The 26,098-nt window shown below is 49.9% G+C and carries 25 protein-coding genes; 4 read left to right on the top strand and 21 right to left on the bottom strand.

Going from position 1 to position 26,098, the window contains the following annotated elements; all coding sequences use genetic code 11:
• Nucleotides 1-332 precede the first annotated feature (332 nt).
• Nucleotides 333-2,381: an EAL domain-containing protein gene (locus tag LCH85_21625; protein ID MCA0354602.1), complete on the top strand. Its 2,049-nt coding sequence runs from the start codon at nt 333-335 to the stop codon at nt 2,379-2,381.
• On the opposite strand, the gene LCH85_21630 is transcribed toward LCH85_21625, so the two are convergent.
• Nucleotides 2,378-2,794 (bottom strand): hemin receptor, encoded by a 417-nt coding sequence (locus LCH85_21630; GenBank protein ID MCA0354603.1) that lies wholly within the window; start codon nt 2,792-2,794, stop codon nt 2,378-2,380. The genes LCH85_21625 and LCH85_21630 overlap by 4 nt on opposite strands.
• Nucleotides 2,795-2,983: 189 nt before the next feature.
• On the opposite strand from LCH85_21630, the gene tgt reads away from it, so the two are divergent.
• Nucleotides 2,984-4,162: a tRNA guanosine(34) transglycosylase Tgt gene (tgt, locus tag LCH85_21635; GenBank protein MCA0354604.1), complete on the top strand. Its 1,179-nt coding sequence runs from the start codon at nt 2,984-2,986 to the stop codon at nt 4,160-4,162.
• Entirely contained in the window at nt 4,159-5,583 is a 1,425-nt protein-coding gene (locus LCH85_21640; protein MCA0354605.1) for a hypothetical protein, read from the top strand. The genes tgt and LCH85_21640 overlap by 4 nt, the downstream gene beginning before the upstream one ends.
• A gap of 42 nt (nt 5,584-5,625) precedes the next feature.
• On the opposite strand, the gene rlmD is transcribed toward LCH85_21640, so the two are convergent.
• From rlmD to LCH85_21680, 8 genes are all read right to left on the bottom strand, one after another.
• The gene (gene rlmD, locus LCH85_21645; protein ID MCA0354606.1) at nt 5,626-6,897 is read right to left on the bottom strand and encodes a 23S rRNA (uracil(1939)-C(5))-methyltransferase RlmD; all 1,272 of its coding nucleotides are present in this window, start codon (nt 6,895-6,897) and stop codon (nt 5,626-5,628) included.
• A gap of 18 nt (nt 6,898-6,915) precedes the next feature.
• The gene (locus tag LCH85_21650) at nt 6,916-7,992 is read right to left on the bottom strand and encodes a site-2 protease family protein (protein MCA0354607.1); all 1,077 of its coding nucleotides are present in this window, start codon (nt 7,990-7,992) and stop codon (nt 6,916-6,918) included.
• A gap of 8 nt (nt 7,993-8,000) precedes the next feature.
• Nucleotides 8,001-8,552: a GNAT family N-acetyltransferase gene (locus tag LCH85_21655; protein MCA0354608.1), complete on the bottom strand. Its 552-nt coding sequence runs from the start codon at nt 8,550-8,552 to the stop codon at nt 8,001-8,003.
• A gap of 33 nt (nt 8,553-8,585) precedes the next feature.
• Complete coding sequence (locus tag LCH85_21660; GenBank protein MCA0354609.1) at nt 8,586-9,089, bottom strand: vitamin K epoxide reductase family protein; 504 nt, start codon at nt 9,087-9,089, stop codon at nt 8,586-8,588.
• A 7-nt stretch (nt 9,090-9,096) separates the two neighbouring features.
• Nucleotides 9,097-9,837, bottom strand: a complete 741-nt coding sequence (locus LCH85_21665; protein MCA0354610.1) for a DsbA family protein — start codon at nt 9,835-9,837, stop codon at nt 9,097-9,099.
• A gap of 88 nt (nt 9,838-9,925) precedes the next feature.
• Entirely contained in the window at nt 9,926-11,413 is a 1,488-nt protein-coding gene (gene crtI / locus LCH85_21670) for a phytoene desaturase (GenBank protein ID MCA0354611.1), read from the bottom strand.
• Nucleotides 11,414-11,593: 180 nt separating this feature from the next.
• Nucleotides 11,594-12,562, bottom strand: a complete 969-nt coding sequence (locus LCH85_21675) for a transcriptional regulator (protein ID MCA0354612.1) — start codon at nt 12,560-12,562, stop codon at nt 11,594-11,596.
• Between the two features lie 78 nt (nt 12,563-12,640).
• Nucleotides 12,641-12,832: a hypothetical protein gene (locus tag LCH85_21680; protein ID MCA0354613.1), complete on the bottom strand. Its 192-nt coding sequence runs from the start codon at nt 12,830-12,832 to the stop codon at nt 12,641-12,643.
• A 110-nt stretch (nt 12,833-12,942) separates the two neighbouring features.
• On the opposite strand from LCH85_21680, the gene hutI reads away from it, so the two are divergent.
• A complete protein-coding gene (hutI, locus tag LCH85_21685) occupies nt 12,943-14,226 on the top strand; it encodes an imidazolonepropionase (protein ID MCA0354614.1) in 1,284 nt (427 codons plus the stop codon).
• Here hutI and LCH85_21690 read toward each other — a convergent pair.
• The 12 genes from LCH85_21690 to LCH85_21745 form a co-directional block, all read right to left on the bottom strand.
• Nucleotides 14,177-16,534, bottom strand: coding sequence for a GAF domain-containing protein (locus tag LCH85_21690; GenBank protein MCA0354615.1), 2,358 nt, complete (start codon nt 16,532-16,534; stop codon nt 14,177-14,179). The two genes, hutI and LCH85_21690, sit on opposite strands and share 50 nt — an antisense overlap.
• A 14-nt stretch (nt 16,535-16,548) precedes the next feature.
• Nucleotides 16,549-17,616: a response regulator gene (locus LCH85_21695; GenBank protein ID MCA0354616.1), complete on the bottom strand. Its 1,068-nt coding sequence runs from the start codon at nt 17,614-17,616 to the stop codon at nt 16,549-16,551.
• On the bottom strand, nt 17,613-17,984 hold the full coding sequence (locus LCH85_21700; protein ID MCA0354617.1) for a response regulator: 372 nt from the start codon (nt 17,982-17,984) through the stop codon (nt 17,613-17,615). Before LCH85_21700 ends, LCH85_21695 begins: the two co-directional genes overlap by 4 nt.
• A 96-nt stretch (nt 17,985-18,080) precedes the next feature.
• Nucleotides 18,081-19,388 carry a bifunctional folylpolyglutamate synthase/dihydrofolate synthase gene (locus LCH85_21705; protein MCA0354618.1) on the bottom strand — a complete coding sequence of 436 codons (1,308 nt, stop codon included), beginning with the start codon at nt 19,386-19,388 and terminating at the stop codon, nt 18,081-18,083.
• 117 nt (nt 19,389-19,505) lie between these two features.
• Nucleotides 19,506-21,260 (bottom strand): GAF domain-containing sensor histidine kinase, encoded by a 1,755-nt coding sequence (locus LCH85_21710; protein MCA0354619.1) that lies wholly within the window; start codon nt 21,258-21,260, stop codon nt 19,506-19,508.
• Nucleotides 21,261-21,288: 28 nt separating this feature from the next.
• Nucleotides 21,289-21,900, bottom strand: coding sequence for an RNA polymerase sigma factor (locus LCH85_21715; protein MCA0354620.1), 612 nt, complete (start codon nt 21,898-21,900; stop codon nt 21,289-21,291).
• Between the two features lie 76 nt (nt 21,901-21,976).
• A complete protein-coding gene (locus LCH85_21720; protein ID MCA0354621.1) occupies nt 21,977-22,393 on the bottom strand; it encodes a type II toxin-antitoxin system death-on-curing family toxin in 417 nt (138 codons plus the stop codon).
• Nucleotides 22,390-22,788: a type II toxin-antitoxin system death-on-curing family toxin gene (locus LCH85_21725; GenBank protein MCA0354622.1), complete on the bottom strand. Its 399-nt coding sequence runs from the start codon at nt 22,786-22,788 to the stop codon at nt 22,390-22,392. Before LCH85_21725 ends, LCH85_21720 begins: the two co-directional genes overlap by 4 nt.
• Nucleotides 22,785-22,997 (bottom strand): hypothetical protein, encoded by a 213-nt coding sequence (locus LCH85_21730; protein MCA0354623.1) that lies wholly within the window; start codon nt 22,995-22,997, stop codon nt 22,785-22,787. The genes LCH85_21725 and LCH85_21730 overlap by 4 nt, the downstream gene beginning before the upstream one ends.
• Nucleotides 22,998-23,122: 125 nt before the next feature.
• Nucleotides 23,123-23,722, bottom strand: coding sequence for an aminodeoxychorismate/anthranilate synthase component II (locus LCH85_21735; protein ID MCA0354624.1), 600 nt, complete (start codon nt 23,720-23,722; stop codon nt 23,123-23,125).
• A gap of 21 nt (nt 23,723-23,743) precedes the next feature.
• Entirely contained in the window at nt 23,744-24,574 is an 831-nt protein-coding gene (locus LCH85_21740; GenBank protein ID MCA0354625.1) for a universal stress protein, read from the bottom strand.
• 9 nt (nt 24,575-24,583) lie between these two features.
• The gene (locus LCH85_21745) at nt 24,584-25,759 is read right to left on the bottom strand and encodes a hypothetical protein (GenBank protein MCA0354626.1); all 1,176 of its coding nucleotides are present in this window, start codon (nt 25,757-25,759) and stop codon (nt 24,584-24,586) included.
• Nucleotides 25,760-26,098 lie beyond the last annotated feature (339 nt).

The raw sequence follows: 26,098 nt of genomic DNA on the forward strand, positions 1-26,098 counted from the left end.
TTTTGGCACAGCCTATGCTAAGATGATCAAACCTTAGATTTAAGCCTGAACCACGCCGTTCACTTCTGGCATGCGCCATCCACATTTATGCCCACGACTGGCTACTTTTACTACTTTTTAATGAATATCCATGCAACGAGCTATAATTTCCAGCGAGTTCATGATATACCTAAGATAAATTGGCTAAATCCACTCCAAAATTTTGGCCTATTTTGCATCAATACTAATTAACAGTGTTGGTGAGGTGGCATGGTATTGCGACACATTTGATCTAAGCGCTCCATGGGCTGAGTACCTGTGCCAGCGTAACGATTTCCATTGGAGTGCATCCCATGAGTAATCCACGAATCTTGATTCTTGATCATACGCCTACAAGCACTCAAGACCTCAGCACTCAATTGACGGCGGCTGGTTGCAGCGTTATGTCCCACCTTAGCACATGGGAAGCCGCAGCATGCCTGCTTGGCGAGCAGAGTGTTGATCTGGTGTTGGCAACGCTGCATTTTGTGCCTCAAATCAATCAGCAACCCTGCCCAGTTCCGGTGGTCTATCTGAGCCAAACCAATGAGCAAGCCACCCAAATACCCAATCAACCGACCGCCATCGATATTTTAACCTTGCCAATTAGCACCGAAAGCCTTGTGCTTACCCTCAAAACGATCATCGAGCGTAGCCATTTGACCCAACGGCTTAGTCGGGTCGAAGTTTGGATGCAAACGATGTTGGCGCATGTCAGCGATGGCGTGGTGGCAATCGATCAGCATGGCAAAATTCAGTGGATCAATCCTGCCGCCGAGCATATGACTGGCTGGGATTATCGCAGTGCACTCCAGCAGGATTTTAATCAAGTGGTAGTGATTCGCAGCAGTCTCAACGATCAACGCATTGACGTGATTGCGGCGGCCTTGCGCAACGAGCCAGTGTTTGCCTTGCCCTTTGAGCGTTATTTGCATGCTCGCGACGGCCATGCAACCTCAATTACTGAACATGTTACGCCATTGCTCAATAACGACGGCCAAAATAATGGAGCAATCGTGATTTTGCGCGATCATACAGCTCAATTACAAATGGAAGAGGCGCTGTATTATCAATCACTGCACGATTCATTAACTGGCTTGCCCAATCGCCGTTCATTTCAATTGCATTTATCGCGGGCTTTAGAATATCAACGCCATCATCATGATTATAGCTTTGCGATTATTTTGCTCGATATCGATGAATTTAAAATGGTCAACGATGGCTTGGGTTATCATATCGGCGATACAATGCTGACTGAAATTGCCCAGCGTTTACGCCGCGCCCTCTATTTGCCAGGCGATGTTGTAGCACGCTTCGATGGCGATGAATTTGCAATCTTTTTTGATCGGCTGCCCGATTTGCCTGCTGCATTCAACGCCGCCCAACGCATTCGCCAACTCTTTGAAGATCCATTTATGATTGAAAATGGTCAGGAAATTTTCTGCAATGTCAGCATTGGTTTGGAATTAATCACCAGTGAAGTGCCGATTGAAACCGTGATGCGTAACGCCGATCTAGCACTGTATCGGGCTAAACATACAGGACGCGGCGGCATCGAGATTTTCGATCAAACCTTGTATGCCAATTTTAGCACCCGTTTGCACAACGAAACGGCGTTGCGCCTCGCCTTGCAACGCCAAGAATTTCGGCTGTTTGCTCAGCCAATTATCGATTTTGAGCATAGCCATTGCACCGGCTTTGAAATTTTGATTCGTTGGGCACACCCCGATGGACGTTTGCGCTCGCCTGGCCAATTTTTGGATATTGCCGAGGAAACTGGCTTAATTATTCCATTGGGCTGGTGGATGCTGGAAGTTGCAGCCGAGCAACTTGAGCGGTGGCAAGCCGACTCGATGATGCAGCACATGACTTTGGCGATTAATCTCTCACCACGCCAATTATTGCATAGCCAACTTTTGCCAACGCTTAAATCAATATTCGAGCGCTACCAATTTCCACGCCAACAATTGCATTTAGAAATTACCGAAGGCGCATTATTAAATACTGAACGGGCTGAACCAATTTTGAATGCCTTGCGCAATTTTGGTTTGCATTTACACATTGATGATTTTGGTACTGGCTATTCATCATTAACCTATTTACATCGTTTTCCATTGAATACAATCAAAATTGACCGTTCGTTTATTCAAGCAGCGCTGGAAGATCAACGGAGTTTAGCGATTGTGCGTACAATTATCAATTTGGCCCAAACCATGCAATTGGCCACGATTGCCGAGGGCATCGAAACCGCTGAGCATATTCAAGTACTGCGTGAACTTGGCTGTCAAGCAGGCCAAGGCTATTTCTTCTCGCCGCCCGTTCCACTCGAACAGGCGGCGGACTTCTCATGTTCGTTGAATTAGGCTTGGCTGGCCTCGACCATTACATTGGCAACGAGCGTATAAGCGGCAACCCATGCTTCTTTCACTTCGTCATTCCAGTGCGCACCAAGCTGTTGCGATAAAGCCCAAATCAAGGCCGCGCCAACTGTTTGATAGTGCTCGGGTTTGACCCCATAATCCACATGACGACGACCAAGCTCTTGCACAGCGGGCAAAACCGCTTCAGGCTTTTTGAGATTGTTGACGACCAAGACCAACGATTGTAACAACTTCTTCTTTTGCTCACTCATATCCTCGGGGAACAAAGGCCGAAAATCGGGAGCTAGTGTGAACAACTGCCCATAGAAAGCTTCGACCAATTGTTGTGGATTGCGACCAACCTCGGCAAAGGTTTGCTGCACAAGCTCAATCGCCGCAGGAGTTAACGAAGACATTCGTCATCCTTTCAGTATATTTTTGGTGCTCCAAGTGACATGGCCTAGCCTACCAACCGCAAGCCCATGCTGACAATCGGGTTGCGAGTGCAGATCAAATCAGGCGCTCAACCGATTGGCTTTTGTTACCAAATCCTTATGCACAGAGCTTTTTCAGCCAGCCAAAATAGCGCTATAATTGTCCACATTATGAACAACTTTACTTACACCCTTGAACATAGCGATGGTGAGGCGCGGGCAGGCCAATTCAGCACGCCGCATGGCACCATTCAAACGCCTGTCTTTATGCCGGTTGGCACGCAAGCCACGGTGAAAACGCTTGATCCCTTGGAAGTCGAGGCGATCGGCTCACAAATTATCTTATCGAATACCTACCATTTGTATTTGCGCCCAAGCGCCGATTTGGTGGCTGAAATGGGCGGCTTGCATCGTTTTATGCAATGGCCTAAGCCAATTCTGACCGATTCGGGTGGCTTTCAGGTGTTTAGTTTGGGGCCACACAGCAAAATCGATGAAGATGGCGTAACCTTCAAATCGCATATCGATGGCTCGAAACATCGTTTTACCCCCGAAAGTGCGATTGGTATTCAAGAAAAATTAGGCGCTGATATTATTATGGCCTTCGATGAATGTGCCCCGCAACCAACCACCCATGCCTATACCAAAGCTGCCATGGAGCGCACCCATCGTTGGTTGCTACGCTGTATCGCCGCCAAAACCCGTGCAGATCAAGCCTTGTTTGGGATTGTGCAAGGTGGAGTTGAGGCCGATTTACGCCGCGAAAGTGCGAGCTTTATCGCCCAACAAGATGTGCCTGGCATCGGCATTGGTGGCTTAAGCGTTGGCGAACCCAAAGAGCAAATGTATGGCATGCTCGAAGAAACCACGCCCTTGCTACCGCGCAACAAGCCGCGCTACCTGATGGGTGTTGGTTCGCCCGAAGATTTGCTCGAAGGCGTGGCGCGTGGGGTCGATATGTTTGATTGCGTGCTGCCAACTCGGTTGGGGCGCAATGGAGCCTTATTCATTCCCGAAGGGCGCTTGAATATTGGCAATGCCAAATATGCCCGCGAAGATGCGCCAATCGATGCAACCTGCGATTGCTCGACTTGCCAACGTTTTAGCCGCGCCTATCTGCGCCACTTGTTCCGCACCGAGGAAGTGCTTGGGCTACGCTTGGCAACCTTGCATAATCTGCGCTTTTTGATTCGGCTGATGGAGCAAGCGCGTGAGGCAATTCTGCAAGATCGCTATCAAAGCTTTATGGACGATTGGCTTAGCCGCTTCCAAACCATCCCGCATGCGGTGCGCGAAGCCAGCCGTGCTGCCCGATTAAACTCATTACGCACCCAAGGGGACAAGGCATGAGCGGCGTGACCGTTCGTTCAACCGAAGAATATACCCGCATCGCTTGGCGCTTGATCATCTTGGGCTTTCTGGCGTTTTGTTTTGTGATCGCGAGTAGTTGCTATTTGGCATGGCGGGTCAAGGCTTTTGCCCGCACTCAGCCAGCTGAGCCAGGTATCCTCGATACCTATGTCAGTGGGATTGAAATTATTCGGGCTGGTTTAGTCCAGCCTGAGCTACCCACGCCACCCAAAACGATCATTTACGAAGGTGATCGCATTAATGTCAGTAGCAAAGCACCAGCTGGCATCGCTGCCACAATCACCTTATTTGATGGCAGCAAGCTCGATTTGTGGGCTGGTACAAGCGTGGTTTTTGAAAAAGTCCAGACCACACGGTTTAGCTCGCGCAATCAAGAAGTAGCCTTGCGCTTAGAATCGGGCTTGGTGCGCTTGCGCTTAGCCTCGGTCGCCTCGCAACAATATCAAGATGTGCATTTCAGCGTGTTTGTGCAGCAAGCTGGTTATAGCGTTGAGCAGGCGTTACTCAAACCAGGTGGCACCTATCGCGTGCGTTTGCTTGATGCCAATGCGCCAACCACCAGCGCTAGCGAACGTGAACGGCTTAAACAAACCACGATCAGCGAATATGTGGTTGAGCAAGGCGGCATCACGCTGGCTTATAGCAGCCAAAGCCGCAGCATTGATAATCAACAAAAGCTCGAAATTGCTCAAGGTCGCTTATCGCAACCACAGCCTGCCGAATGGCAACTGGCCCGTGATAGCAACTTCACCGAGTTTACCGCCCAAGAATATAACAATAATGCGACTGTACCAGTTTCGGTCACCGATATTGTGCGGGCTGATACATGGCGCGTATTTGGCTCGTTGTATTCGCCTGAAGCCGAGGAAGATGGCTATTTTTATGTGGTAGGTGGCTGTGCCCAACGTAGCACTGAGCAACCGAATAATTGCTTGCGCCCGTTGATCAATGTGGCTCAATTTCATCGTGACATTAGCGAAGGCATTGATCATACTAAGAGCTTTCGCACTGGCATCACCCAAACGATTGACCTTGATACAACCTCGTATAGTACGCTTGAATTGAGCTTTACTGGGCGAATTTATGAGCAGTCGCTCAATCGGGCGGGCGATATTGGTGAAGAATGTGCCTTGGCGATTGCAGTTTTCTACTACAACCCCGCCAACCAACTTGGCTCAACCACCTATTGCTTTTACGCCCGCGACGATGCCGGCCCAGGTAGCATCTCGAACAAAGAATATATTCGTTCGCTCAAGTTGCCCTATCGTCAATGGACTGATCAAACTCTCGATCTCAAAGATGATCTTGGCAATATGCGGCGCATCTCGCACCTCGAGATTTACGCCAACGGACACGATTATATCTCCGAAATTACCAACATTCGGCTGATTGCTAAATAAAACCTACCCACGATCAGCGTTGATCGTGGGTAGATTGCAACTCTAGGCTTTGACTAACAACACCAAACTCTCAACATGGCTGGTTTGCGGAAAGAAATCGTAGGGCTGAGCATGTTGAATGCTATAGCCACCAGCCTGCAAAATTTTAATATCCCTTGCTAACGTGCCAGGATGACACGAAACATAGGCGATCATGGTTGGCTGGGCCGCAATCAGGGCATTTAGGGCAACTGGCTCAACGCCACGCCGTGGCGGATCAACAATCGCCAAATCAAATTGCTGCTTGAGCTGGGGCAAAATTGCCTCAACCTTGCCTGTTTTCAGGGTCAAATTGTTAAGTTGATTGGCTTTAGCGCTTGCCTGAGCATCGCGAATCGCCGCCGGATGTTCCTCAATGCCCCAGCCATGGCCAATTTTATGGGCCAAAGGCAACAAAAACGTGCCAACGCCACAAAAACCATCAAGCAAACGGGTGGTGTTATTCAACGGCAAAAAACGCTCGATCTGCTGCAAAACTGCCCGTGCTCGCTCAACATTGGCTTGAAAAAAGCTGGTTGGGGTAATCCGTAAACGAACATCGCCCAATTGCTCATACAAATATTCGGCTCCGGCCAAGGCCATCCAGCCCTCGCGGGTCGCCGAAGAAACTCCAGCAATCGTGGCATCAGCCGCCAGCCAACGTCGTGCCCAACTGCGCCAAGCACTTTGGCCTTGACCCATCAAATGGCCGTGGATCGTGCCATCGGTGGTGCTCAGGCGCAGGCTAATTTCGCGCAAGCCCACCAAGGGCAACAGGGGTTTTAAGCGTTCAATCGCCGTATTCAAGCGCGGATCGATGATCAAGCACTGCTCAAATTCGACAATTTGGCGACCGCCAGCGGCGTAGAACCCAACCCGTTGGCCATCGATATGCACGCGGGCAACCGAGCGATAATGCCATGGCTCACCTGTCGCCGTGGCCGCAACCTCGGCGTGATCGGTTTGGGCCACAAAGCGCAATTGCTCGGCCAAAATCGTTTGTTTGGCTTGGCGCTGGCTTTCAATTGTTTGATATTGCCAATCGCAGCCACCACAGCGCTGATAGACCGGACACGCTGGAGTAACCCGTTCAGCTGCTGGATTGCTTGGTGGCTCCAGTAAAACCCCGCGTGCCCAGCCATTGCGGCGCTCGGTTAGGCGCACTCGCACCTGTTCGCCAGTCAAAGCTGCTGCTACAAACACTGGTCGCCCAGCGTAGCGGCCAACTCCATCGCCGCCTTGAGCCAAGCCATCAATTGTGGTGGTAAGCTCTTGCGGCCATTCAAAATCGCTCATTATAGTTCCCATCTGGATTTAAACTTTGATTTTGAGGGCACTTTGCACAAACGCTACCACATCGCGATGGCGCACAATCCCCACGACTGCATCACCATCGGTCACAGGTAGGCTATCGTAGCGCTGGCCGAGCATGGTGTAGTAGGCAGTTTGCATACTATCGCCAACGTTGAGGCGTGGCAAATCGGCCTTGGGAGTCATGGCATCGCCGACCGAGATGCTGCGCCATTCGCCCATCGCATAGCGATACAGATGTTGCACGCTGATCATGCCGATCAAGCGTTCGGAGTGTACCACCGGAAAAGCAGGCTCAGCCTGGCCCAGCAAATATTGGCCAGCAAATAAATCGAGAGTTAAATGCGGCGAAACCGTCCGAAAACTACGGGTCATCACTTCGCCAACCAAGGCTCGGCTGAGGGTGTAGTTCAGGGTGGTTTGCACAAAATTGCTGACCGCAGCCCGATTGGTCATCCAACCCATCAGCAAGAGCAAACTGCCAGTTAAGGCATTACTAAACAAAGCCACCAGCCCGATAATCATCAAGCCATTACCAAGATAGCGTCCAATCATGCTAGCTTGGAGTGTGCCTCGCAATAGATCATCATTCAAAAACCAGAAAATCGAGCGGAGCACACGCCCGCCATCGAGTGGATGACAAGGCAGTAAATTAAACACCGCCAACAAGCCATTGATAATCGCCAAGGTGGCCCAAAAACTAGCCCAAACCCCTTGGGAAAACCACGCCCCGACGAAAGCGGCAATTGCCAAACCAACGTTGACCAACGGGCCAATCAAGGCAATTTTAAATTCACTTTGCGGCAAATCGACATCATCGGCTAGCTCGGTTAGGCCGCCAGTTAAAAACAGCGTGATTGCGGTTACTCGCAAGCCTAACCGCCGAGCCATAAGCGCATGGCCAACTTCGTGCAGCACAATTGAGCACAACAGCAGTAATGTGCCAAGCAAGGCTAGTGGTAAGCCCGATTGCCCATTGAGCGTAAACAGCTGCTCAAAGCTATAGATGCTCAGGCCAGCCAAAATCAGCCAGCTAAGATGCAATTTAATCGGGATACCGCTGACATTACCGATGCGCATGCTCCACACTAGGCTGCCTCCGTTTCCTCATTGCCACGTAAATGATCGACCAATTCGTTGATTTCGGCGCTGTAATCGTGCTCGCACTCTGGCTTATCACGTTTCCAAATCATGCTGTTGGTCACTTTGAAGCCATAACGGGCATACAAACGCATTGCGCCTTTGTTGGCCTCACGGACATCCAGTTGTACATTTTGGCAGCCTTTGCCCTCGGCCCGCTGACAAGCATAATCGAGCAATTTGGTGCCAATCCCTTGAGCACGCGCCTCGGGCACAAGGTAAAAATCTTCTAAATAAGCATAGGGTGCAGCAGCCCAGGTCGAAAGCCGATAATTAATCTGAATACAACCCACAACTTCATCTTCGTTGGGGCCACGTTCAGCAATCACAAAATCGCTAAAGCCAGTAGTCAGCATCGCCCGAATAATCTCTTCCAAGGCTTCAGGCTCGGGCGGTGTTACGCCTTCTTCAGTAGCCAAAGCCGAAATCAACGGAGCGAGCAAAGGAGCATCTTCAGGGTGACACAACCGCACACTAAAGATCGATTCAAAATGCGCCATAAACGCTGGTCCTTACTTGAATAATAATCTGTATTATACCGCAGTCGCGTTGGCAGGTTCGAGTTGTTCGGCAGCAGTTGATCGGCGGGCTTGCCACCAATCAAATCCAGCTAAAGCCCAAAATAGCACGGCCACCACCGCCGAGATGATGCACCACTGACACCATTCGTGCAGCACCCAAGCCTCAATTGCCGTTAGATAGGCTGAAAATGCCAGCCCACCGCTTGCCAACACCAAGTTGATCATTGGCAGGCTAAATCGCCCAATCTGCGACCGCTGCAAACTCAGCACGCTGAGCACCAACAACAATAAAAAACCTACGAAGCCAATATAGGCCACCGGAATGCCATTGGTCGGCGGAAACACACTATATTTGCTAGCTTGCACAGCTTCACAATTACCAACCACGCCACAGACCAACGGGGCACTCTGGGTTGGCCGCAAACGATGAATGGTTAAATAGCTTGAATTGATCAGGCCGCCAAGCGCCAAAAAAGCCATGGCCATGCGCGGCCACTCCGGACGTTCGTCCATCATACACCTCCTAGGGGGTAACACCCAATTTCGCATCAATCGCTACTTTTAAGTCGCTATAAAAATTGCCTGTACTATTAATCCGATCATCGTTGATAAAAATGGTCGGTGTTTGATCAAGGCCTAAGCTTCTGGCTGAATCGTATGAAGCATTGATCGCTGCTGTATGAGTCTGTGCATCCATACAATCTTCTAACATACCAAGGTTGGCTCCAGCTTTAACCGCTGCATCAAGAATCAGCGGCTGCGAATTTTTAATATTGGTCCATTGCAATTGGCTATCATAAAGCGCCATATGCACCGGCCAATAGACACCCTGGTCGCCAGCGCAGCGGCTTACTTCAGCGGTATATTGGGCCATTTCATGAATACCGCGCAAAGGAAGCTCGCGATAAATCCATTGGACTTTGCCACTTTCGATATATTCGGCATCAAAATTGGCATTAGCCAAATCAAGCTCAAGCTGCCGACAGGCGGGACACTCAAAATCAGCAAATTCAATTACTTTGACTGGAGCATTAGGATCGCCCTTGTACCAATAGCCTTCCGAGGTTTGGCCAACGGCTGCATTGATCACAGGACGGATCGGAATGCTGGCACTCGGTGGAGCAACCGGAGCTTGTAAAGCCTGAATAAACACAAAGGTTAAGCCAACGATGCCACCTAAGCCGAGCAGTAAATAAAATGGTAACAACGAGCGCTTTTCGCGTACTCGCTGGCGGCCTTGGCGCGGTTTGGGGGTATTACTCATAGCATTATTCCTTTCGCAAAACAGCTGTATTTTGGCAAGCACGCTACTGCCACAGTCGCATCGTACCGATCTTTGCCCAAACTGACTATCAGAAAATAGTCCCAAGTTTGGGCTTCTCAGCAACTCCTAATCTTTGCAATGCCCAGCGTGCTCCAGCTTTGCCCGACAACAACACCAGCGGAATTCCGCCGCCAGGATGGGTCGCCCCACCAACGAGAGCCAAATTCTGCAAGCCTGCTGGCTGATTGGCTGGCCGCAAAAAGGCTGCTTGTAAGCCATGCGAGGCTGGACCATACAACGAACCTCGCTGGGCATTGGTCATGCTCGCCAGATCAGCAGGCGTGAGCACGGTTTCGCTGATAATCGCTTTATTCAGCCCAACCAAGCCATGCTGCTCCAAACGGCGCACCACTAAATCACGGTAGGCCGCCGCCTCGCGTTGCCAATTTACCCGACCTGTAACTGGAGCATTAACCAATACAAATAAATTCAGCATTCCAGGCGGAGCATGCTCAGGGTTCGAGCGGCAGGTCGCAGCGATATAGATTGTCGGGTCAACTGCTGGCACGCCATGCTCAAAAATTGCCCGAAATTCGGCGGCATAATCGCCGCTGAAGAAAATATTATGATGCTGCAATTGAGCATAATCGCGATTGACTCCCAACAGCAACACAAAGCCTGAGCAAGCCAATTCGTGGTTTGGCGCTTTGGTGGTTGGAATTAGCTGATCAAGCGCATACATCGCATCAGCATTCACAATCACATAATCGGCATTAATCGTGCGGCCATCGCTCAAACGTACACCAATAGCCGTTTTATTGTTGAATAGAACTTCGCTAACTAAACTGTTTAATTGAATATCGACACCCATTTCGCCAGCAATGCGGCCTAGCGTCGCCGCCAATTGATACATGCCACCATCGATATACCAGCCGCCCTGAGCGATTTCAACATAGGGAATAATACAAAAGGTCGCGGGCGAACGATAGGGCGAGGAGCCATTGTAGGTGGCATAACGATTGAACAACTGGCGCAGATAGGGATGTTTGAAGTAGTGGCGCACCGCTTGATCAACGGTTTTCAAGGGGGCAATTTTCCAAACATCGCGCAGCAAGCGTGGTTGCAGCATTGTGCGCAAGCCCTGAAATGGCTCAAGTAAAAATGGCTCAGCCGCTGCTTGATAAATCTGGGCACTAAATGCCATAAAACCCAAAAAGCCCGCAACATCGGCTGGTTCGAGGCATTCAATTTCTTTTAAAAGCTTTGGCAGATCGCTCCAAGCATCGAGGCGTGTGCCATCGGGCCATTGATAACGGCAGGTTGGATCAACTGGCTTAATCGTCAGTTCGCTGGCCAGCTCACGCCCAACACTGGCCAGCAATTCTTCCACCACCCATGGCATGGTAAATAGTGATGGTCCGGTATCAAAGCGAAAACCATGTTGCACAACTTGGGCCATTTTGCCGCCAAGGGTCGCGTTTTTTTCAAATAAGGTTACGGCAACACCCGCTGCTCGTAAGCGCAAGGCTGCCGCCAAACCACCCAAGCCACCGCCAACAATCACCACATGCTGCATGCACTCATCCTTAAATCAACGCCTGATATTCTGCATTCTGTGCTATTGTACCGCGTGTTGAGCCGCCAGCCCGAAAATATCGCTTAACGGCGGGTGAGCGATTGATGACATTAACAAACAAACCCCTCATCTCAATCGCGAGATCAGGGGTTGTTGATTAATTCAAATTGGCCCAATTAACTATTGATATTGCAGAACCATGCGTTGGGCGTGCTCAGCAACTTCAGCGCGTAGGTCAGCTGGAGCCAATACCTCAACATCAGCACCCCAGCCCAGCACCCATGAACGCATTTCACGTGTACCAGCGAGTTTCATCGAAAGCTCACAGCCACCATCGGGCAAATCGGTAACTTCTTGCGAACGATGCCAGGTGCTTTCTTTGACGCGGCGGGCCACAACTGCGCTAAATCGTAAGCGCACCGTGACGGTATTGCCCTCGTCCATGATGCCCCAGCTATCGGCCAACATCGAATACGGGTCGAAATCAGCGGGAATCACATATTCATCATCGAGAATTTCGGCGCGTTGCACTCGTTCGAGCTTAAAGGTACGCAAAGCATTGCGTAATGGGTCGTGGCCAATCACATATGAGGCTGGCTCAAACCGCGAAACTTCGAGCACATACGGGGCAACCGTGCGCTCCTCAGGCTCCTCACGGTTCGAGGCCCAATACGAAAATTTGACCATACGCCGATCGGCCCAAGCGCGAGTGAAGGTTTCGAGCACCAAAATATATTCGCGGCGGGTTGGGCGTAGCTGAATTTGGGCGGCAACATTGCTCAAATGTTTGGCAATCGTTTCATCGGGCAGCGAGGCCGCAATTTTCTCAAGCGCCGCCACCACATGCGGGTTTTGCTCATCGCTATGGTGGGCCAGCAAACGGGCAGCAAAAAATAACGAAATGGTTTGATTTAAATTTAAGCGCACTGTTGAGAGATAATCTTCGCGATTAATCCCAAATTTGCCCTCAAATTGCCACATTGGCACGCCCATGTCTTCAAGCGCACCCAAATCGCGGTAGATGGTACGCCGATCCATGCCCGTAGCCTCGGCCAAATCCATCACCCGCAAGCCTTGGGGATTATTATAGAGTTTGCGTTCAATCCAGCGTAAACGTGCTGCTTTACTGGCTAAACGTTCATCGCTCATAGCAACCTCAAGCATAGGCGCTGCTCAAAAAAGAAGCACGGCATAGGCCGTGCCAGCAGCAAGCCAATAATGTGTCGGCTAGAACACATTTAATACAGCTAGCACGACCATAAGTGCCAACAACCCACCACCCATCAAAATGATCCGAATCAGATCATGGCGAATGTAGATATATTCCACATCTGGGTTCATGCCGGCTGCTGATGATGTTTTGATATTGCGAATTGGTGGTCGCCGACGCGCCCGCGTCGAACGGCGATTGATTGTCATGACCGTGTATCCTCCTTATTGGTAAGGCTATTATAGCAGATAAGCCGACCTTTTCAGCTGTGGTAGGATACAGCGGTTATCGTTGCTCGCAGTTAACTCAAGGAGGAGTTATGCCCCACGCTGATCAATTAATTATCAATATAGGTCGCTTGGTTACTGGCCCGCAAGCACCTTTACGCGGCCAGCATTTGGCCCAATTAACCTGTATCGATCAAGCTGCCGTCGCTGTCCAAGCAGGCAACATCGTGGCGCTTGGTAGTCAGGCCGAGCTTGGCGCTTGGACAGCCGATCAAACGATTGATGCAGGTGGTTATTTGGCAATCCCAGGCTTTGTCGATCCTCACACCCACGCTTGTTACGCAGGAGATCGCGCCCATGAGTTCGAACTTCGGATCAAAGGCGCAAGCTATAGCGAGTTAATGGCGGCTGGTGGTGGAATTATGTCAACAGTTCGAGCAACACGAGCGGCGAGCAAAGCCGAATTAGTTGCCCAAACCCGCCCACGGCTTGATCAATTATTGGCCCATGGCACAACCACCGTCGAAATCAAAAGTGGCTATGGGCTTGATACCGCTACCGAATTAACCATGCTCGAAGCGATCGCTGAGCTGGCCCAAACTCATCCAATTGGTATCGTGCCGACCTTTATGGGAGCACACGCCATTCCCGCCGAGTATCGCGACAATCCAGAAGCGTTTGTAGATTTGGTAGTTGATCAGATGTTGCCTGCAGTAGCGGCTTGGTGGCAACAGCAAACAATCTGGCAAGAATCCTTAGCCTGCGATATTTTTTGCGAAAATGGGGCCTTTTCAGTTGCCCAAAGCCAACGTATTTTGGTTAAGGCCAAAGCATTGGGCTTTCGCTTAAAATTGCATGTCGATGAGTTTGAGCCGTTGGGTGGCACGCCGCTGGCGGTCGAACTAGGGGCAATCTCGGTTGATCACTTGGTTGCCACGCCACCCGAACATATTGCGATCTTGGCAAATTCGGAAACGGTTGGCGTTTCGTTGCCTGGCACGCCGTTTGGTTTGGGCAAGAGCCAATTCAGCCCAGCCCGCAGTTTAATCGAAGCTAACGGAATTTTGGCCCTAGCCACCGATTGTAATCCAGGCACCAGCCCTTGTGAATCGATGCCGATGGCGATTGCCATTGCTTGTCGCTATTTACGGCTGACTCCAGCTGAGGCCTTGAACGCGGCCACGGTCAATTCAGCGTTTGCGATTCGTCAGCATGAGCGCGTTGGTAGCTTAGCAGTTGGCATGCAAGCTGATCTGGCCTTGCTCAACCTGCCCGACGAACGCCATATTGGCTATAAGTTTGGCACAAATCCAGTCGCCATCGTGATCAAAGCAGGTAAGGTGGTCCATCGGAACCAACTTCACGCTGATCGCTAAATGGCTGCTCGACCCATGGCAACTTGACAATAAAGGTTGAGCCATGGCCTAGCTCGCTAGTCACTTCAATATCGCCGCCCATTAATTTGCACAGATTACGACTAATCGCCAAGCCAAGCCCAGTGCCGCCATATTTGCGCGTCGTTGAGGCATCGGCTTGGCTAAAATTTTGAAACAAATTGGCAACTTGCTCAGCCGTCATCCCAATGCCTGTATCGCAAACCCGTATTTGCAAACAAGCAGGCTCATCGGTTTCATCAAGAAACAGCGATAGCGAAATTGTGCCATGGTCAGTGAATTTGGCAGCATTGCCCAACAAATTGATCAACACCCGCCGCAACTTGGAAATATCAGTCCAAAACATCAAGTTATGGTAAGTTTGATCGATCATCAAGCTATTGTGGTTGCGGTCAATCTGTGGGCGCACCGTCGTAATCACATCATTTAATAGAATGCTGACCCGCGTTTGCTCCCAATAGACTGGCATTTTGCCCGCCTCAATTTTCGAAAGATCCAGCACATCGTTGATTAAGCCCAACAAATGCGCTCCGGCTGAGCGAATCCGATCCAAATCGGCTAAATAAATTTGGTCGTTGGAATCAAGCAAATCTTCGCGCATCACATCGGCATAGCCAATAATCGCGGTGAGCGGGGTGCGTAATTCGTGGCTCATATTGGCCAAGAATTGGCTTTTGGTTTGGCTGGCAGCCTCGGCAGCATCCTTAGCGCGGCTTAGCTCGCGAGTCAGTTGTTGCTGGGTTTGGTAGACATGGGCATTGCCAATTGCAAACGAAATTTGAGCGGTAGCCGCTTCCATCAACTCCGAATGCTCCTGGCGAAAATGATCAACCTCTGAGTGCAATAGCATCAAAATGCCCAAAATTCCAGCCGTGCCAAAAATCGGCAAGGCCAGCACCGAACGCGCATTGTAAGGCGCATTTGGCAAATGCAACCAGCGATCATCAGTGTGGGTGTCTTTGATCAAAGCAATTTGATTGTGGGCGACGATCCAGCCTGCTAAGCCTTGGCGCATCACCCGCCCAACCAAATTTTGCTGCTCGATGCGCGTGGCTTTTTCGCGGGCCAAAATGCTATGAGTCACCATTTGATGCTGGTCGAGCAGAAAAATACTGCCTTGCTCAGCTGTCGTTAAGTGCAATGCCACATCAAGTGTGCTTTGCAAGGTCTGGTCAAGATCAATTTGGGCGCTGGTGGCGCGGGCCACTTCAACCAAGCCAGCAAATAAATTACGTTGTGAGCGCAGCAAATCTTCGTATTGATGGCGCTCGGTAATATCGCGCAGCAACAGCAAATGGCCAAGATAGCGATTGCGATCGCTCAGTGGCGATAATTGCACATCGAGCACTAATTTTTTCTCATCACGATGGAGCGTATATTCCCAACGCAAATGCTCATCAGGATCAGCCGCTTGCGGTGCATCCAAGCGTTCTAAAATGCTTAGTTTAGCCGATTGGCCAATTTGTTGATCAGGCCGAATATCCAACAACTTACCAGCCGTGGCGTTCATATCCATCACGCGGCGCTTAGCATCGAGAAAAATCACGCCCTCGCTGAGATTTTCCATCAAAATATGCCGGGCAATTGGAATCGTATCGAACAAACGGTAGCGTAACGCGCCCCAAGCCAAGGCAACCGTGCTAATCACAAAGCCAAACGGCGTTAAATCAAGGTACGGAAATGGCCGATAGCCTAAAATATGAAACGCATTGGTGACCCATGGTGCAATTGCACTTAAAATTAATGCAATAATTTGATTTTGATACAGCGATGAAGAAAGCACCAACGCTTGCAATAAAATTAACGTGCCAGCTGCCATAAACACATATGAATAAGCCGTATGCACCCAAAACCATGGTCCATAATAGGTTTGGAGCATCGTATATTCGCCATACATCGCAATTTCAGTTTTTGTCCAAATCAAATGATGCCATTCGTTCGTCCAGACTAAAACAATGGTAATTGCAGGAATAATCATGGCATATAAAAAACTACGCTTAGTGACAAAACGCTCTTGTCCGGTGTAATATAAAGCATACGCCACCCAAGCTACTGGTGGCGTAGCAATGCCTAAATATTGAGTTTTAGCAAAAATAACTTTAGTCGCTAAATCAACACTGACCAATTCCCACGCATAGCCCAACGTCCAAAAAGCAACAGTGAAAGCTAAAATAGCAAACGGCCACATCTGTGAAACAAAGCGGCGACGTGAGACAATAATTGCGATTGCAAACGAAACGCTGCTCGCAATCAAGGTGGGAAAGGTATACGATGGAATTTGCCAGTGCATAACAATTCCTAAGCTTAATGATGCCGATGGCGATTAAGAATATAGGTCGTGCGCGTGCCGAGATGTTTCATTTCGACCCCATGGCGTGGCTGCAAACTAAAATGCTCATGATCTTGCAACAAGGCATAGGTTTCGGCGCTAACCTGAATCGTGTTGGGATGAGCGCTACTTTCCATGCGACTGGCAATATTGACGGTATCGCCCCACAAATCGTAGCTAAATTTGATTGTGCCAATGACGCCTGCGACAACTGGCCCGCTATGAATGCCAATGCGCATTTGTAAAGGCTGGCCGTTGGGCATCGTAATTTGTTCAATCGCGGCCAACACCGACGTAGCAAAGAGCGCCAAACGTTCGGCATGGTCGGGCTGGGCAATTGGCAAGCCAGCAGCAACCATATAGGCATCGCCGATGGTTTTGATCTTCTCCAAGCCAGCATCAAGCGTCATCTGATCAAAAAGTGAGAACAAACTATTCAGCCACGCTACCAGTTCTTGGGCATTGATATGGCCTGACAACTCGGTAAAACCAACAATATCAGCAAATAATACGCTGACACTGCTAAAATATTCGGCGATGTTGGCTTGTTGATCTTTGAGTTGGTCGGCGATGGTTTGCGGCAGAATATTGCGCAAAAGGCGGTTGGATTGGGCTTGTTCTAAGGCGATTGCTTGCAGATAGGCTTGTTCTTGGTCGTGCAAACGTTTTTTTTCCAACGAAGCTTCGATCCGTGCTCGCAGCAAGGTCGTATTAAATGGCTTGGCCAAATAATCCTCAGCACCCATTTGAATGCCCTTAACCACGTTTTCCATATCATCAGCTGCCGAAACAATAATCACCGGAATATGGCGTAATTGTTCGTTCTGTTTGAGGTTTTGCAAGACCTCAAAGCCATTCATCACAGGCATCATAATATCCAGCAGCATGAGATCGATCGTATGGCTTTGAACATAATCAAGTGCTTGCTGACCATTCTCAGCAAGCACTACTCCATAATTGCGCCGCAATAGTTGGCGTTGCAGCAAATAGCGGTTATCTTCGCTATCGTCAACAACGAGAATACGAGGTTGGGTTGCGGTCATAGTGGCGTATCCTCGACTAAGGCCTGAATCTTACTAACCAGGCTAGTAAAGTCAACTGGCTTAATCTCATATTCGTTGCAACCTGCTTCCAAACAGCGCTCTCGATCGCCGGCCATGGCATGGGCAGTTAAACCAATAATCGGAATTTGGTTGACAGCTGGATTCGCTTTAATCATGCGAGTTGCCGTCCAGCCATCAACATTTGGCAAACTCATGTCCATCAAAATAATATCGGGCATTAAACTTTCAACCAAATCGATCGCTTCTTGACCATCGACGGCCACCGAAACCTGAAAATCGCGACGTTCAAGGCGGCGCTTCAACATATCGCGATTCATTTCATGGTCTTCAACAAGTAGAATATGCATACAAACTCCAATGCTCGTTGCTCCATGCCGCATCGCGAAGGCTGCTCTGCTGTTGCTAGTGTCGCGATTTGGCATTACGAGTCAGTTTACGATCGGCTAATCGGGCTGGGCTAGGCCATGGGTTTCACGCGCTTCGGCAGCCACAAACAGCGATCCAGTTACGCAAATGAGGCCAGCGGCGGATGTGAGTTGTTGGGCCAGCGTTAAGGCCTCGGCCACGCTGTTGGTCTGATGAACCGGGCGATTAACATGCTGCTGAATCAATTCAGCCAGTTTTTCGGGTGCTAAGGCCCGCGGATGGCGCGAACAGGTTGTGATCAGGTGGGTTGCCGAATTGCTGAGTTGCTGAATAATTGCTTGAATATCTTTGTCGCTTGATGTACCTAAAACTAAAGTCAGTGGTCGGTTTGGGTAATTCTGTTTGAGCGCTTGCAGCAGCACCCGCGCCGAATCGCCGTTATGCGCTCCATCAACAAGCGTCAACGGTTCGTTGGCAATTTGCTCAAACCGAGCTGGCCATTGGGTTGTTGCCAAGCCTTGGCGAATAGCATCATCGCTAATGGGGAAACCTAGCTCACGCAAGAGCAATGCGGCGCTGGTGGCAAGTTGGGCATTTTGCATCTGAAAATCACCCTTCAAGCCCAGTTGTTCAGGCACAATCACCAGTGGATATTCAGCAATTACCCCTGAGGCCTGCTCCTGCAACCCCGCCATCCCTGCAATAAACAACGGAGCCGCTTGCTCAACAGCAACCTGAGCGATCACCTCAGCCGCCTCGGTTTGCTGCACAGTGCTAATTATTGGCACATGCTGCTTAATGATTCCAGCCTTTTCATAGGCAATTTTGGCTAAGGTATCGCCTAAAATCGCCGTGTGATCATAGCTGATCGAAGCAATTACGCTGAGCACAGGGTTAACACTGTTAATCGCATCATAGCGCCCACCTAAGCCAATTTCAAGTACTGCCAACTCGATTGCCTGCGTAGCAAAGTAGTACAAACCCAAAACCACCCCAATTTCATAGGTGGTTGGTGCACCAACTTCGGGGTCAAGCGGCTCCAGTAGCGGTCGCACCTGATTAATCAAATCGACAAGCTGGCTTTGGCTAATTAGCTCACGATTGATTTGCATGCGTTCGCGGTAGGAGTGTAGGTGCGGCGAGCTAAAAAAGCCAACTTTTAGGCCACTCTGGCGGATAATCGACTCTAAAAAGGCACACGTTGAGCCTTTGCCCTTCGTGCCAGCCACAATCACCGCTGGATAACGCAACTGCGGATTGCCCAACAACTCCAGCATCGCCTTGACCCGTGGCAAATTAAATTCGGTCGGATTTTTGGGTAACTTCTTCTCGCTATCGAGGAAACTGTAGATCCAATCCATGGCATCTTGATATGTTTGCAGCATCGACGCTTGCTCCAGCTAAATCATATGCTGCTTAGTGTACAACCAATAGCGGTTTATGTGCATTTAACCACAAAACCCCGCGACCAGTGCTAGTCGCGGGGTCAGTACCGATCGAATCTAAATACTGCTGGCATCAAGCGGTACAATAACCCGAACGGTTGTACCAGCACCAACTGCTGAGGTCATTTCGGCGCTCCCACCAACCATGCGTGCCCGTTCATCAATATTTAAGAGGCCAAACGAGCCACGTTTGCTGTAGTTAGCCCGAACTGCTTGCAAATCGAAGCCTTTGCCATCATCCTGAACAGTGGCCATCAACTCATCGCCTTGGCGGGTTAGCCGAATCCAGATATGTTTGGCTTGGGCATGTTTCATGGCATTGTTGCTAGCTTCTTGAATAATGTTGAACAAAGTGCCTTCACGTTTGGCATCAAGCCGTAATTCACCGACGGTTTCTTCGAGTAATACCTGAGTCGGGCCATCTTTGAAGCGGGTTACATATTCGCGCAGGGTTGCGACGAGGCCTTGGCTATCCAGAGTCAAGGGGCGCAACTCGAACAAAAGCGTGCGAATATCGTAGGTGGTGCGGCGGGCTAATTCGCCCATTTTGGTCAACTCTTGCATTACGCGGCTTGGTTCGCGCTCCAACAAACGCTTGACAAACTCAATATTCATGGTGATGGCGGCCACTGATTGGGCGGGGCCATCGTGCAAATCGCGGGCGAGTTGTTGACGCACTTCTTCTTCTTTGCTAATTAGTTTGGTGCGTTCATCGCGCAATTCGCCAACCAATTGGGCATTGAGCATGGCAATAATTGCATAATTGGCCAACGCCGAAACCATACCCAATTCATCTTCATTGATTTCGTTGCGATCAACCCCGACAACCACGATACCGTAGTTGCGACGGCCTGCGCTCAGCGGCACACAGCAAACACAGGCACAGTTTTGCATCGAAGGCACGCTACTCAAGGCATGCGATTGGCGCAAATCGTTCAAAATGCGCGGCGTGCCTGAAGCCAGAATCGAGGCCATAATCCCGGTTGGCTCAATCGCAATCCGTAAATTGAGATCGCCAGAGCCAACCCCAACACCAGCAGCAACATACAATTCATCTGGTTCGCCAGTTGGCAATAATACGACACTGCTGCGGCCATTGATCAAACGAATTGATTCGGTTACGGTGGCATCAAGCACGGTTTGAAAATTCATCGTCGTGCTGAGCTTATAGGCAACTTCGTAAAGTGCCCGCATGCGGTCACGATACGATTCAGCATCACGTTGAGCGCTATCGACATCGCGCCGTGCTGCAATCACATGTTCGCGGTTGATTTCGCTGGATTGACCAGAAAGCGTGCTGACCAACCACGACACCAAAATCAAAGCTGTGCAGTTGACCGCAATGCTAACAAACATCTCTTCGCTGCCAACATTGCTAGCATCGCCAAAGCGCCGATACAACGTAATGCCTGCATAGACAACTGCTGCCCCAACGCCTGTACCAACTGCTTGGGCAGGTGAACGATTGGTTGAAGCCCAAACCGTGGGCAGCATAATTAATGCTACCAACAAGGCTGGGGGCAGACCACTAAACAAGGCAAAGAGCGCAATAAAGCCAAAATCAACAATGAAGATCCACGATGGCAGGTTGCGAAAGCGTGGCACAAAAGCCAAACTAGCCATCGCGATGCCATAAATCGCATAGGCCCACCAAATTAAGCCAAATGGAGTGGTTGGCGGAACAACCGTATGTTGATCGATACGAGCGCCGACGACCAAAATTAAGCCAAGGCTAATCAACCGCACCAAGCTAAATAATGGATCACCGGACATTAATAGTCGTGGTGTAATGCGTGGGACGGAGATAGACATGGTTGAATCTTCCTCGGCACTAACTATCTTAGAAGGAAATTCCGTCAATCAGTGGTTCGCCCTCGATTGCAGCTTGGTGCAGCTGATCTTTGAGGATCTTACGGGCATAAAACAGCCGCGATTTAATCGTTCCCTCAGGGCATTCTAGAATTTCGGCAATCTCCGTTAGGGAGTAATCGTGAAAATAATGTAAGACTAAAACCGCGCGATGCTGGGGTGAAAGGCGCTCTAGGGTTTGGCGCACCACATCTTGCATCTCGCGGCGTTCAGCAACCACATCGGGCGCAGAACGCGAGCTAGCCCGCAAGCGCTCGGCCAATTGATGAAATGGCTCGTACCATGGGCGTTGGCGCTTGATGCGGCTATAGCACAAATTCACCGTTACGCGATAGAGCCAAGGGGCCAGTGGCATGCTGCCATCAAGCTTTTTGGCGTGGCGATACAACCGATAAAAACAATCTTGCAAAACCTCTTCGGCCAGTTGCTGATCGCGGGTAATGCCCAAGGCCGTCTGGAACAATTGCTGGCGATAGCGATCAAACAATTGTTGCAACGCCAACATATCGTTGTTGGTGGTAATTGCCTCCAACAAAACAGCATCACTTCGCTCTGATTGTGCGTGATCGTCAGCGATGGCCATTTGGGTATTCTTTCTATGGTTGTGTGGTTTACGGTGGGCTATTTGTGGCCCATTATACCACAGCCGTTTTGGCTTTTTAGCTACGATTTTCGCCAATTGGCCGCGAATGTTGGGCTAGCCAACTACTGGCAGTTTCATAATCTTGGCGATGCATGGCCAAGGCGGTGGTAAATTGATCAGCTTCGGCGGCATCAACCGTCAACTGATAGCCATTCAAGGCCAAAAATCGCGCCGTAATCGCCATCGCGATACGTTTGTTGCCATCCCAAAATGGATGATTACGAATCAGCCCAGCCAACAGCATGCCCGCTTTGGCACACAGCGTTGGAAAAAGCTCCTCGCCAAACATCGATTGAAAGGGCGTAGCTAAGGCCGAAAGTAATTGTTGAAAGCGCAAAACATCGAAGCTCTCGCCATGTGCTTCGGCAATCGTATCGCGAATGCGTAGGGCTTCTTCAAGCGTAATATAGTGCAGCGTGGCTTCTTCACTCATACTTGCTCACAACGTTGTTCGATCCAAGCGGCCTGTTGTTCGCGATCCATGCCACGTTCTGCCGCTACCAGCAAAATCCAATCGTAAAGGCTATCGTCGTCGGGCGTATTAAAGGCATAGCCATTCCGAGCCAGAAATTCAATCATCGCCAATAAGGCTGTGCGCTTATTGCCATCGCTAAAACAATGACCATGAATCAACGCATCGAATAAAGCAGCAGCTTTGCTAAACGTATCAGGATACAGATCCTCGCCAAACATGGTTTGTTGGGGCGCAGCCAAGGCCGTGGCTAATTTTTCAAAGCCCTGTTCAGTAATGCCATGAATCCCACCGATCTGCTGAATAACCATCGCTTGGAGCATAAAGGCATCGGTCAGGCCCAAATAGCTGGTCACAGCAGCCTCCGCAAGGTTTCGGCATATTGGGCCATGGCTTTGCGCACCCGTGGCACAAGCTGCGGGTCTACCTCAGGCAAGGCTTGCAACGAAAGATAGCCATCGGCATCAAGCTCAACCGCCAATAAGATAGTAGTTTGTTGGCTGGCTCGTAACCATTCGGCCAAATTGGCGGGCACTTCTTCAGGTTTTAATGTTAATTGTTGCATATTGCTCGAAATCTATTAATCTCAGTTCAATGTTTTGATCCACGAAGGACACGAAGGACACGAAGCACGGAACCGCGAAGGACGCAAAAAACGCAAAGCTGTTTTTAGCCCCTGATCCCTGATCCCTAACCCCTAACCTCGGCCAATTCAGGCTTAGCAATGCTCAAGAAGTTGGCCAGCAACACTTTGCCATGCTCAGTCATAATCGATTCAGGGTGGAATTGCACGCCTTCAATTGGCAAGGTGCGGTGGCGCAAACCCATAATCAAGCCATCATCACTCCAAGCGGTAGCCTCAAGATCGCTGGGCAACGTTGCTTCTTCAACAATCAACGAGTGATAGCGGGTGGCGGTGAAGGGCGAAGGCACACCAGCGAAAATTCCAACATTCAAGTGGGTGATCGGTGAGGTTTTGCCGTGGCGCAACTGGGGAGCACGAATCACTCGCCCGCCAAAAGCCGCCCCAATTGATTGATGCCCAAGACAAACACCCAGAATTGGGTATTCCATGCACAATTCGCGAATCAATGGCACGCTAATGCCGGCTTCAGCGGGGGTACACGGTCCAGGCGAAATTACGATGCGATCGATGGCTTCCATGTGGCGAATATCATCAACTTCAATTTCATCGTTGCGCTTGACCACCACCTCTGCGCCAAGTTCGCAGAAATATTGATACAAATTATAGGTAAAGGAATCGTAGTTATCGAGTAGCAAGACGGCCATAGCAAACTCCTTGATTGTGGTTTAGAAATCGCTGGTATTTTGGACAAGTAAAACAGGAATTGGACTATTAAACAAGATCTCAGCGCTAACATCTTCGAGCAAGACCCGATCAAGCGGCGTTCGCGCCCGATGCGCCCCAATCACCAAGAGATCGTAGCCGCCAGTTTTGAGTTCTTCTTGAATTTCTTCAAGCACCATGCCAGCGCGAATTCGCACGGTGGTAGTAATGCCGCGATCGGTCAAAATGGTTTTGGCGGCAGCAATATTACGCGCCACCTCGCCCTGCTTTTCCATCACCAAATCGGCAAGCCGCTCGGGGTCGCGCTCCTCGGGCTTGTAGGTCAGCGATAGTTGCGACACAATGTGCAAAATTGTCACCTGCCCGCCCAGCGGCCCGATAATTGAGGCCGTCATTTGGGCATCGTGCAAGGTTGCGGGGCCGCCAGCAGCACAAACCAAGGCGCGGCGCAGCTCATTCGGGCGACCTTGCATCAATAACATCGAGCAGGTTAAACGCCGAGCCAACGAACCAATCGCCGATTGACCCAGCCATCGTCGCCAACCTTCCTTGCGCAACGGCCCAAACGCCACCAAATCTGGTTGGCTAGCACGAGTTTCGAGCACAATCGCCCGTTCTGGCGTGGCTCCGCGAATCGTGCGGGTCGGCGCTTGATCGCTTTGCAATAATTGCTCAGCGTTGAAAAAATACATTTCGGCTTCATCTTGATGGGCTTCATCGACCAAAAAGGTCGTTTTGACATGCGCTTTACGGGCTAATGGCGCAAGATAGGCCACCATGCGTCGCGCTGCCGAGGAACCATCAAGGTAAATCATTAAATTAAAAGGCTTCATAGGTTGATCCTAGATAAATAACAGCAGAATCGGGGTCACGACCATCACCACCATAAAGGTAACCAACATCGGCGTATCGTTGACTACCCGATCAAGCAAGCGCAAAATTAGCCGCTCATATGGGCGATAGAGAAAAACGAGAATAATTAATGAAATCACTGTGATGCTGATAATTTCAGCCAGCACTACTGTAAAAGCAAATGGATCTTTGATCAACAATGAGGCAATCAGGGTATCAATAAAAGTGGTGATGTTGGCTCCCATAATGTAGGGCAAGGTATTTTCACGCCGAATAAAGCCGCGAGCCGAAAGTGGCACAAGGATCGAGAGCGAAACCGAAACTGATAAGGTTAATGAGGTAACAAACGCTCCCAGCAAAAACATCGCCCACGGTCGATAGATTAGGCCGCCAATTCGCCCAAACGCGTTATGTTCAGCATCAACCTGTGGCAGTGCCTTATCTAAAAGGTTAAAGGCAAACAGCAATGTGCTTACCCCAATAATAAAGACCAACACACTGGTTGCAGGTAAAACCCCAGTTGTCGCAGGAGTTGCCCCAAAGATATTCACAATCCCACTATCAATCGTGCGAATCAACCAAGCCACAATCGGATCAAACACCTGCTCGACGAAATCGAAAATTGCCGATGGCAAGGCGATCCGCACTTTATCGAGGCCGCTATCAGTTAAGAGCCAATAGCCAATTGCTAAAGCAGGCAGATAGGTGGTGGCAGTAACGCTGAGCGCCAACACGCCAATTGAAAGCGAGGCGGCTTTTTCGCGGCCCCGCAAAAAGTAGATAAAGCCAATCACCAACACAATAAACGATGCGCCCAGCCGTGAGCCAGTAATCATTGTAAAAGCCTGAAGCGGATCGATCACTTTACTATCGAGAAACGAAAGCGCAATTCCGGCCACAGGCGAGCCACTCAACACCCCATAGGCAAAAAGCCAACCAAAGCCCAAAGTATTCAGGGCATTTTCAATTCCCAAGGTTTTGGTTAAAAATGGCCCCAAGCCGCCTGCACCTTTACTTAACAAGCGCAAAGCTAAAATAAAGAAAAACAGGCCAACCACCACAAAGCCAAATTTCATCAATCGCCGCAACCAACGATTCCGTTGAAGCAGTGATGGCGTAGCTGGACTATCCACGCCCACATCCTGCTCGGGCTGGTGTTCGCTCATGCAGTGCCTCCCAAAGCACCAGAGAATCAGATCAAAGTATACAAGAAAAGTGCCTTGAAAGGATGAATTATGAGGGATGAAGGATGAAGGCGAAAAGACCATAGAGTTGGGGATCGGTGGTTGGGGGTTGGGGATCGGAATGTTAACGCAGCGGCCCAAAGGAATGGAGTGAAAGTCAAAAAGCAGAAATCAAAAGGCAAAATAGTAGGGGTCAGGGATCAAGGGCTAGAGACCAAGTATTGGGCAGAGCAAGCGAATCACATCAATCTGTGCAATCTGTGGCTAAAAAATGTTCGTGCAATTCGTGGAATTCGTGGCTAAATAACTTTCGCGAAGCTT

The sequence above is a fragment of the Chloroflexota bacterium genome (genome assembly GCA_020161265.1).
In the GTDB taxonomy this organism is placed as follows: domain Bacteria; phylum Chloroflexota; class Chloroflexia; order Chloroflexales; family Herpetosiphonaceae; genus Herpetosiphon.

What these genes read in the sequence shown, in the direction of transcription:
- LCH85_21625 (MCA0354602.1), top strand. Translation starts at nt 333, where the DNA reads ATGAGTAATCCACGAATCTTGATTCTTGATCATACGCCTACAAGCACT.
- LCH85_21630 (MCA0354603.1), bottom strand. Translation starts at nt 2,794, where the DNA reads ATGTCTTCGTTAACTCCTGCGGCGATTGAGCTTGTGCAGCAAACCTTT.
- tgt (MCA0354604.1), top strand. Translation starts at nt 2,984, where the DNA reads ATGAACAACTTTACTTACACCCTTGAACATAGCGATGGTGAGGCGCGG.
- LCH85_21640 (MCA0354605.1), top strand. Translation starts at nt 4,159, where the DNA reads ATGAGCGGCGTGACCGTTCGTTCAACCGAAGAATATACCCGCATCGCT.
- rlmD (MCA0354606.1), bottom strand. Translation starts at nt 6,897, where the DNA reads ATGAGCGATTTTGAATGGCCGCAAGAGCTTACCACCACAATTGATGGC.
- LCH85_21650 (MCA0354607.1), bottom strand. Translation starts at nt 7,992, where the DNA reads ATGCGCATCGGTAATGTCAGCGGTATCCCGATTAAATTGCATCTTAGC.
- LCH85_21655 (MCA0354608.1), bottom strand. Translation starts at nt 8,552, where the DNA reads ATGGCGCATTTTGAATCGATCTTTAGTGTGCGGTTGTGTCACCCTGAA.
- LCH85_21660 (MCA0354609.1), bottom strand. Translation starts at nt 9,089, where the DNA reads ATGATGGACGAACGTCCGGAGTGGCCGCGCATGGCCATGGCTTTTTTG.
- LCH85_21665 (MCA0354610.1), bottom strand. Translation starts at nt 9,837, where the DNA reads ATGAGTAATACCCCCAAACCGCGCCAAGGCCGCCAGCGAGTACGCGAA.
- crtI (MCA0354611.1), bottom strand. Translation starts at nt 11,413, where the DNA reads ATGCAGCATGTGGTGATTGTTGGCGGTGGCTTGGGTGGTTTGGCGGCA.
- LCH85_21675 (MCA0354612.1), bottom strand. Translation starts at nt 12,562, where the DNA reads ATGAGCGATGAACGTTTAGCCAGTAAAGCAGCACGTTTACGCTGGATT.
- LCH85_21680 (MCA0354613.1), bottom strand. Translation starts at nt 12,832, where the DNA reads ATGACAATCAATCGCCGTTCGACGCGGGCGCGTCGGCGACCACCAATT.
- hutI (MCA0354614.1), top strand. Translation starts at nt 12,943, where the DNA reads ATGCCCCACGCTGATCAATTAATTATCAATATAGGTCGCTTGGTTACT.
- LCH85_21690 (MCA0354615.1), bottom strand. Translation starts at nt 16,534, where the DNA reads ATGCACTGGCAAATTCCATCGTATACCTTTCCCACCTTGATTGCGAGC.
- LCH85_21695 (MCA0354616.1), bottom strand. Translation starts at nt 17,616, where the DNA reads ATGACCGCAACCCAACCTCGTATTCTCGTTGTTGACGATAGCGAAGAT.
- LCH85_21700 (MCA0354617.1), bottom strand. Translation starts at nt 17,984, where the DNA reads ATGCATATTCTACTTGTTGAAGACCATGAAATGAATCGCGATATGTTG.
- LCH85_21705 (MCA0354618.1), bottom strand. Translation starts at nt 19,388, where the DNA reads ATGCTGCAAACATATCAAGATGCCATGGATTGGATCTACAGTTTCCTC.
- LCH85_21710 (MCA0354619.1), bottom strand. Translation starts at nt 21,260, where the DNA reads ATGTCTATCTCCGTCCCACGCATTACACCACGACTATTAATGTCCGGT.
- LCH85_21715 (MCA0354620.1), bottom strand. Translation starts at nt 21,900, where the DNA reads ATGGCCATCGCTGACGATCACGCACAATCAGAGCGAAGTGATGCTGTT.
- LCH85_21720 (MCA0354621.1), bottom strand. Translation starts at nt 22,393, where the DNA reads ATGAGTGAAGAAGCCACGCTGCACTATATTACGCTTGAAGAAGCCCTA.
- LCH85_21730 (MCA0354623.1), bottom strand. Translation starts at nt 22,997, where the DNA reads ATGCAACAATTAACATTAAAACCTGAAGAAGTGCCCGCCAATTTGGCC.
- LCH85_21735 (MCA0354624.1), bottom strand. Translation starts at nt 23,722, where the DNA reads ATGGCCGTCTTGCTACTCGATAACTACGATTCCTTTACCTATAATTTG.
- LCH85_21740 (MCA0354625.1), bottom strand. Translation starts at nt 24,574, where the DNA reads ATGAAGCCTTTTAATTTAATGATTTACCTTGATGGTTCCTCGGCAGCG.
- LCH85_21745 (MCA0354626.1), bottom strand. Translation starts at nt 25,759, where the DNA reads ATGAGCGAACACCAGCCCGAGCAGGATGTGGGCGTGGATAGTCCAGCT.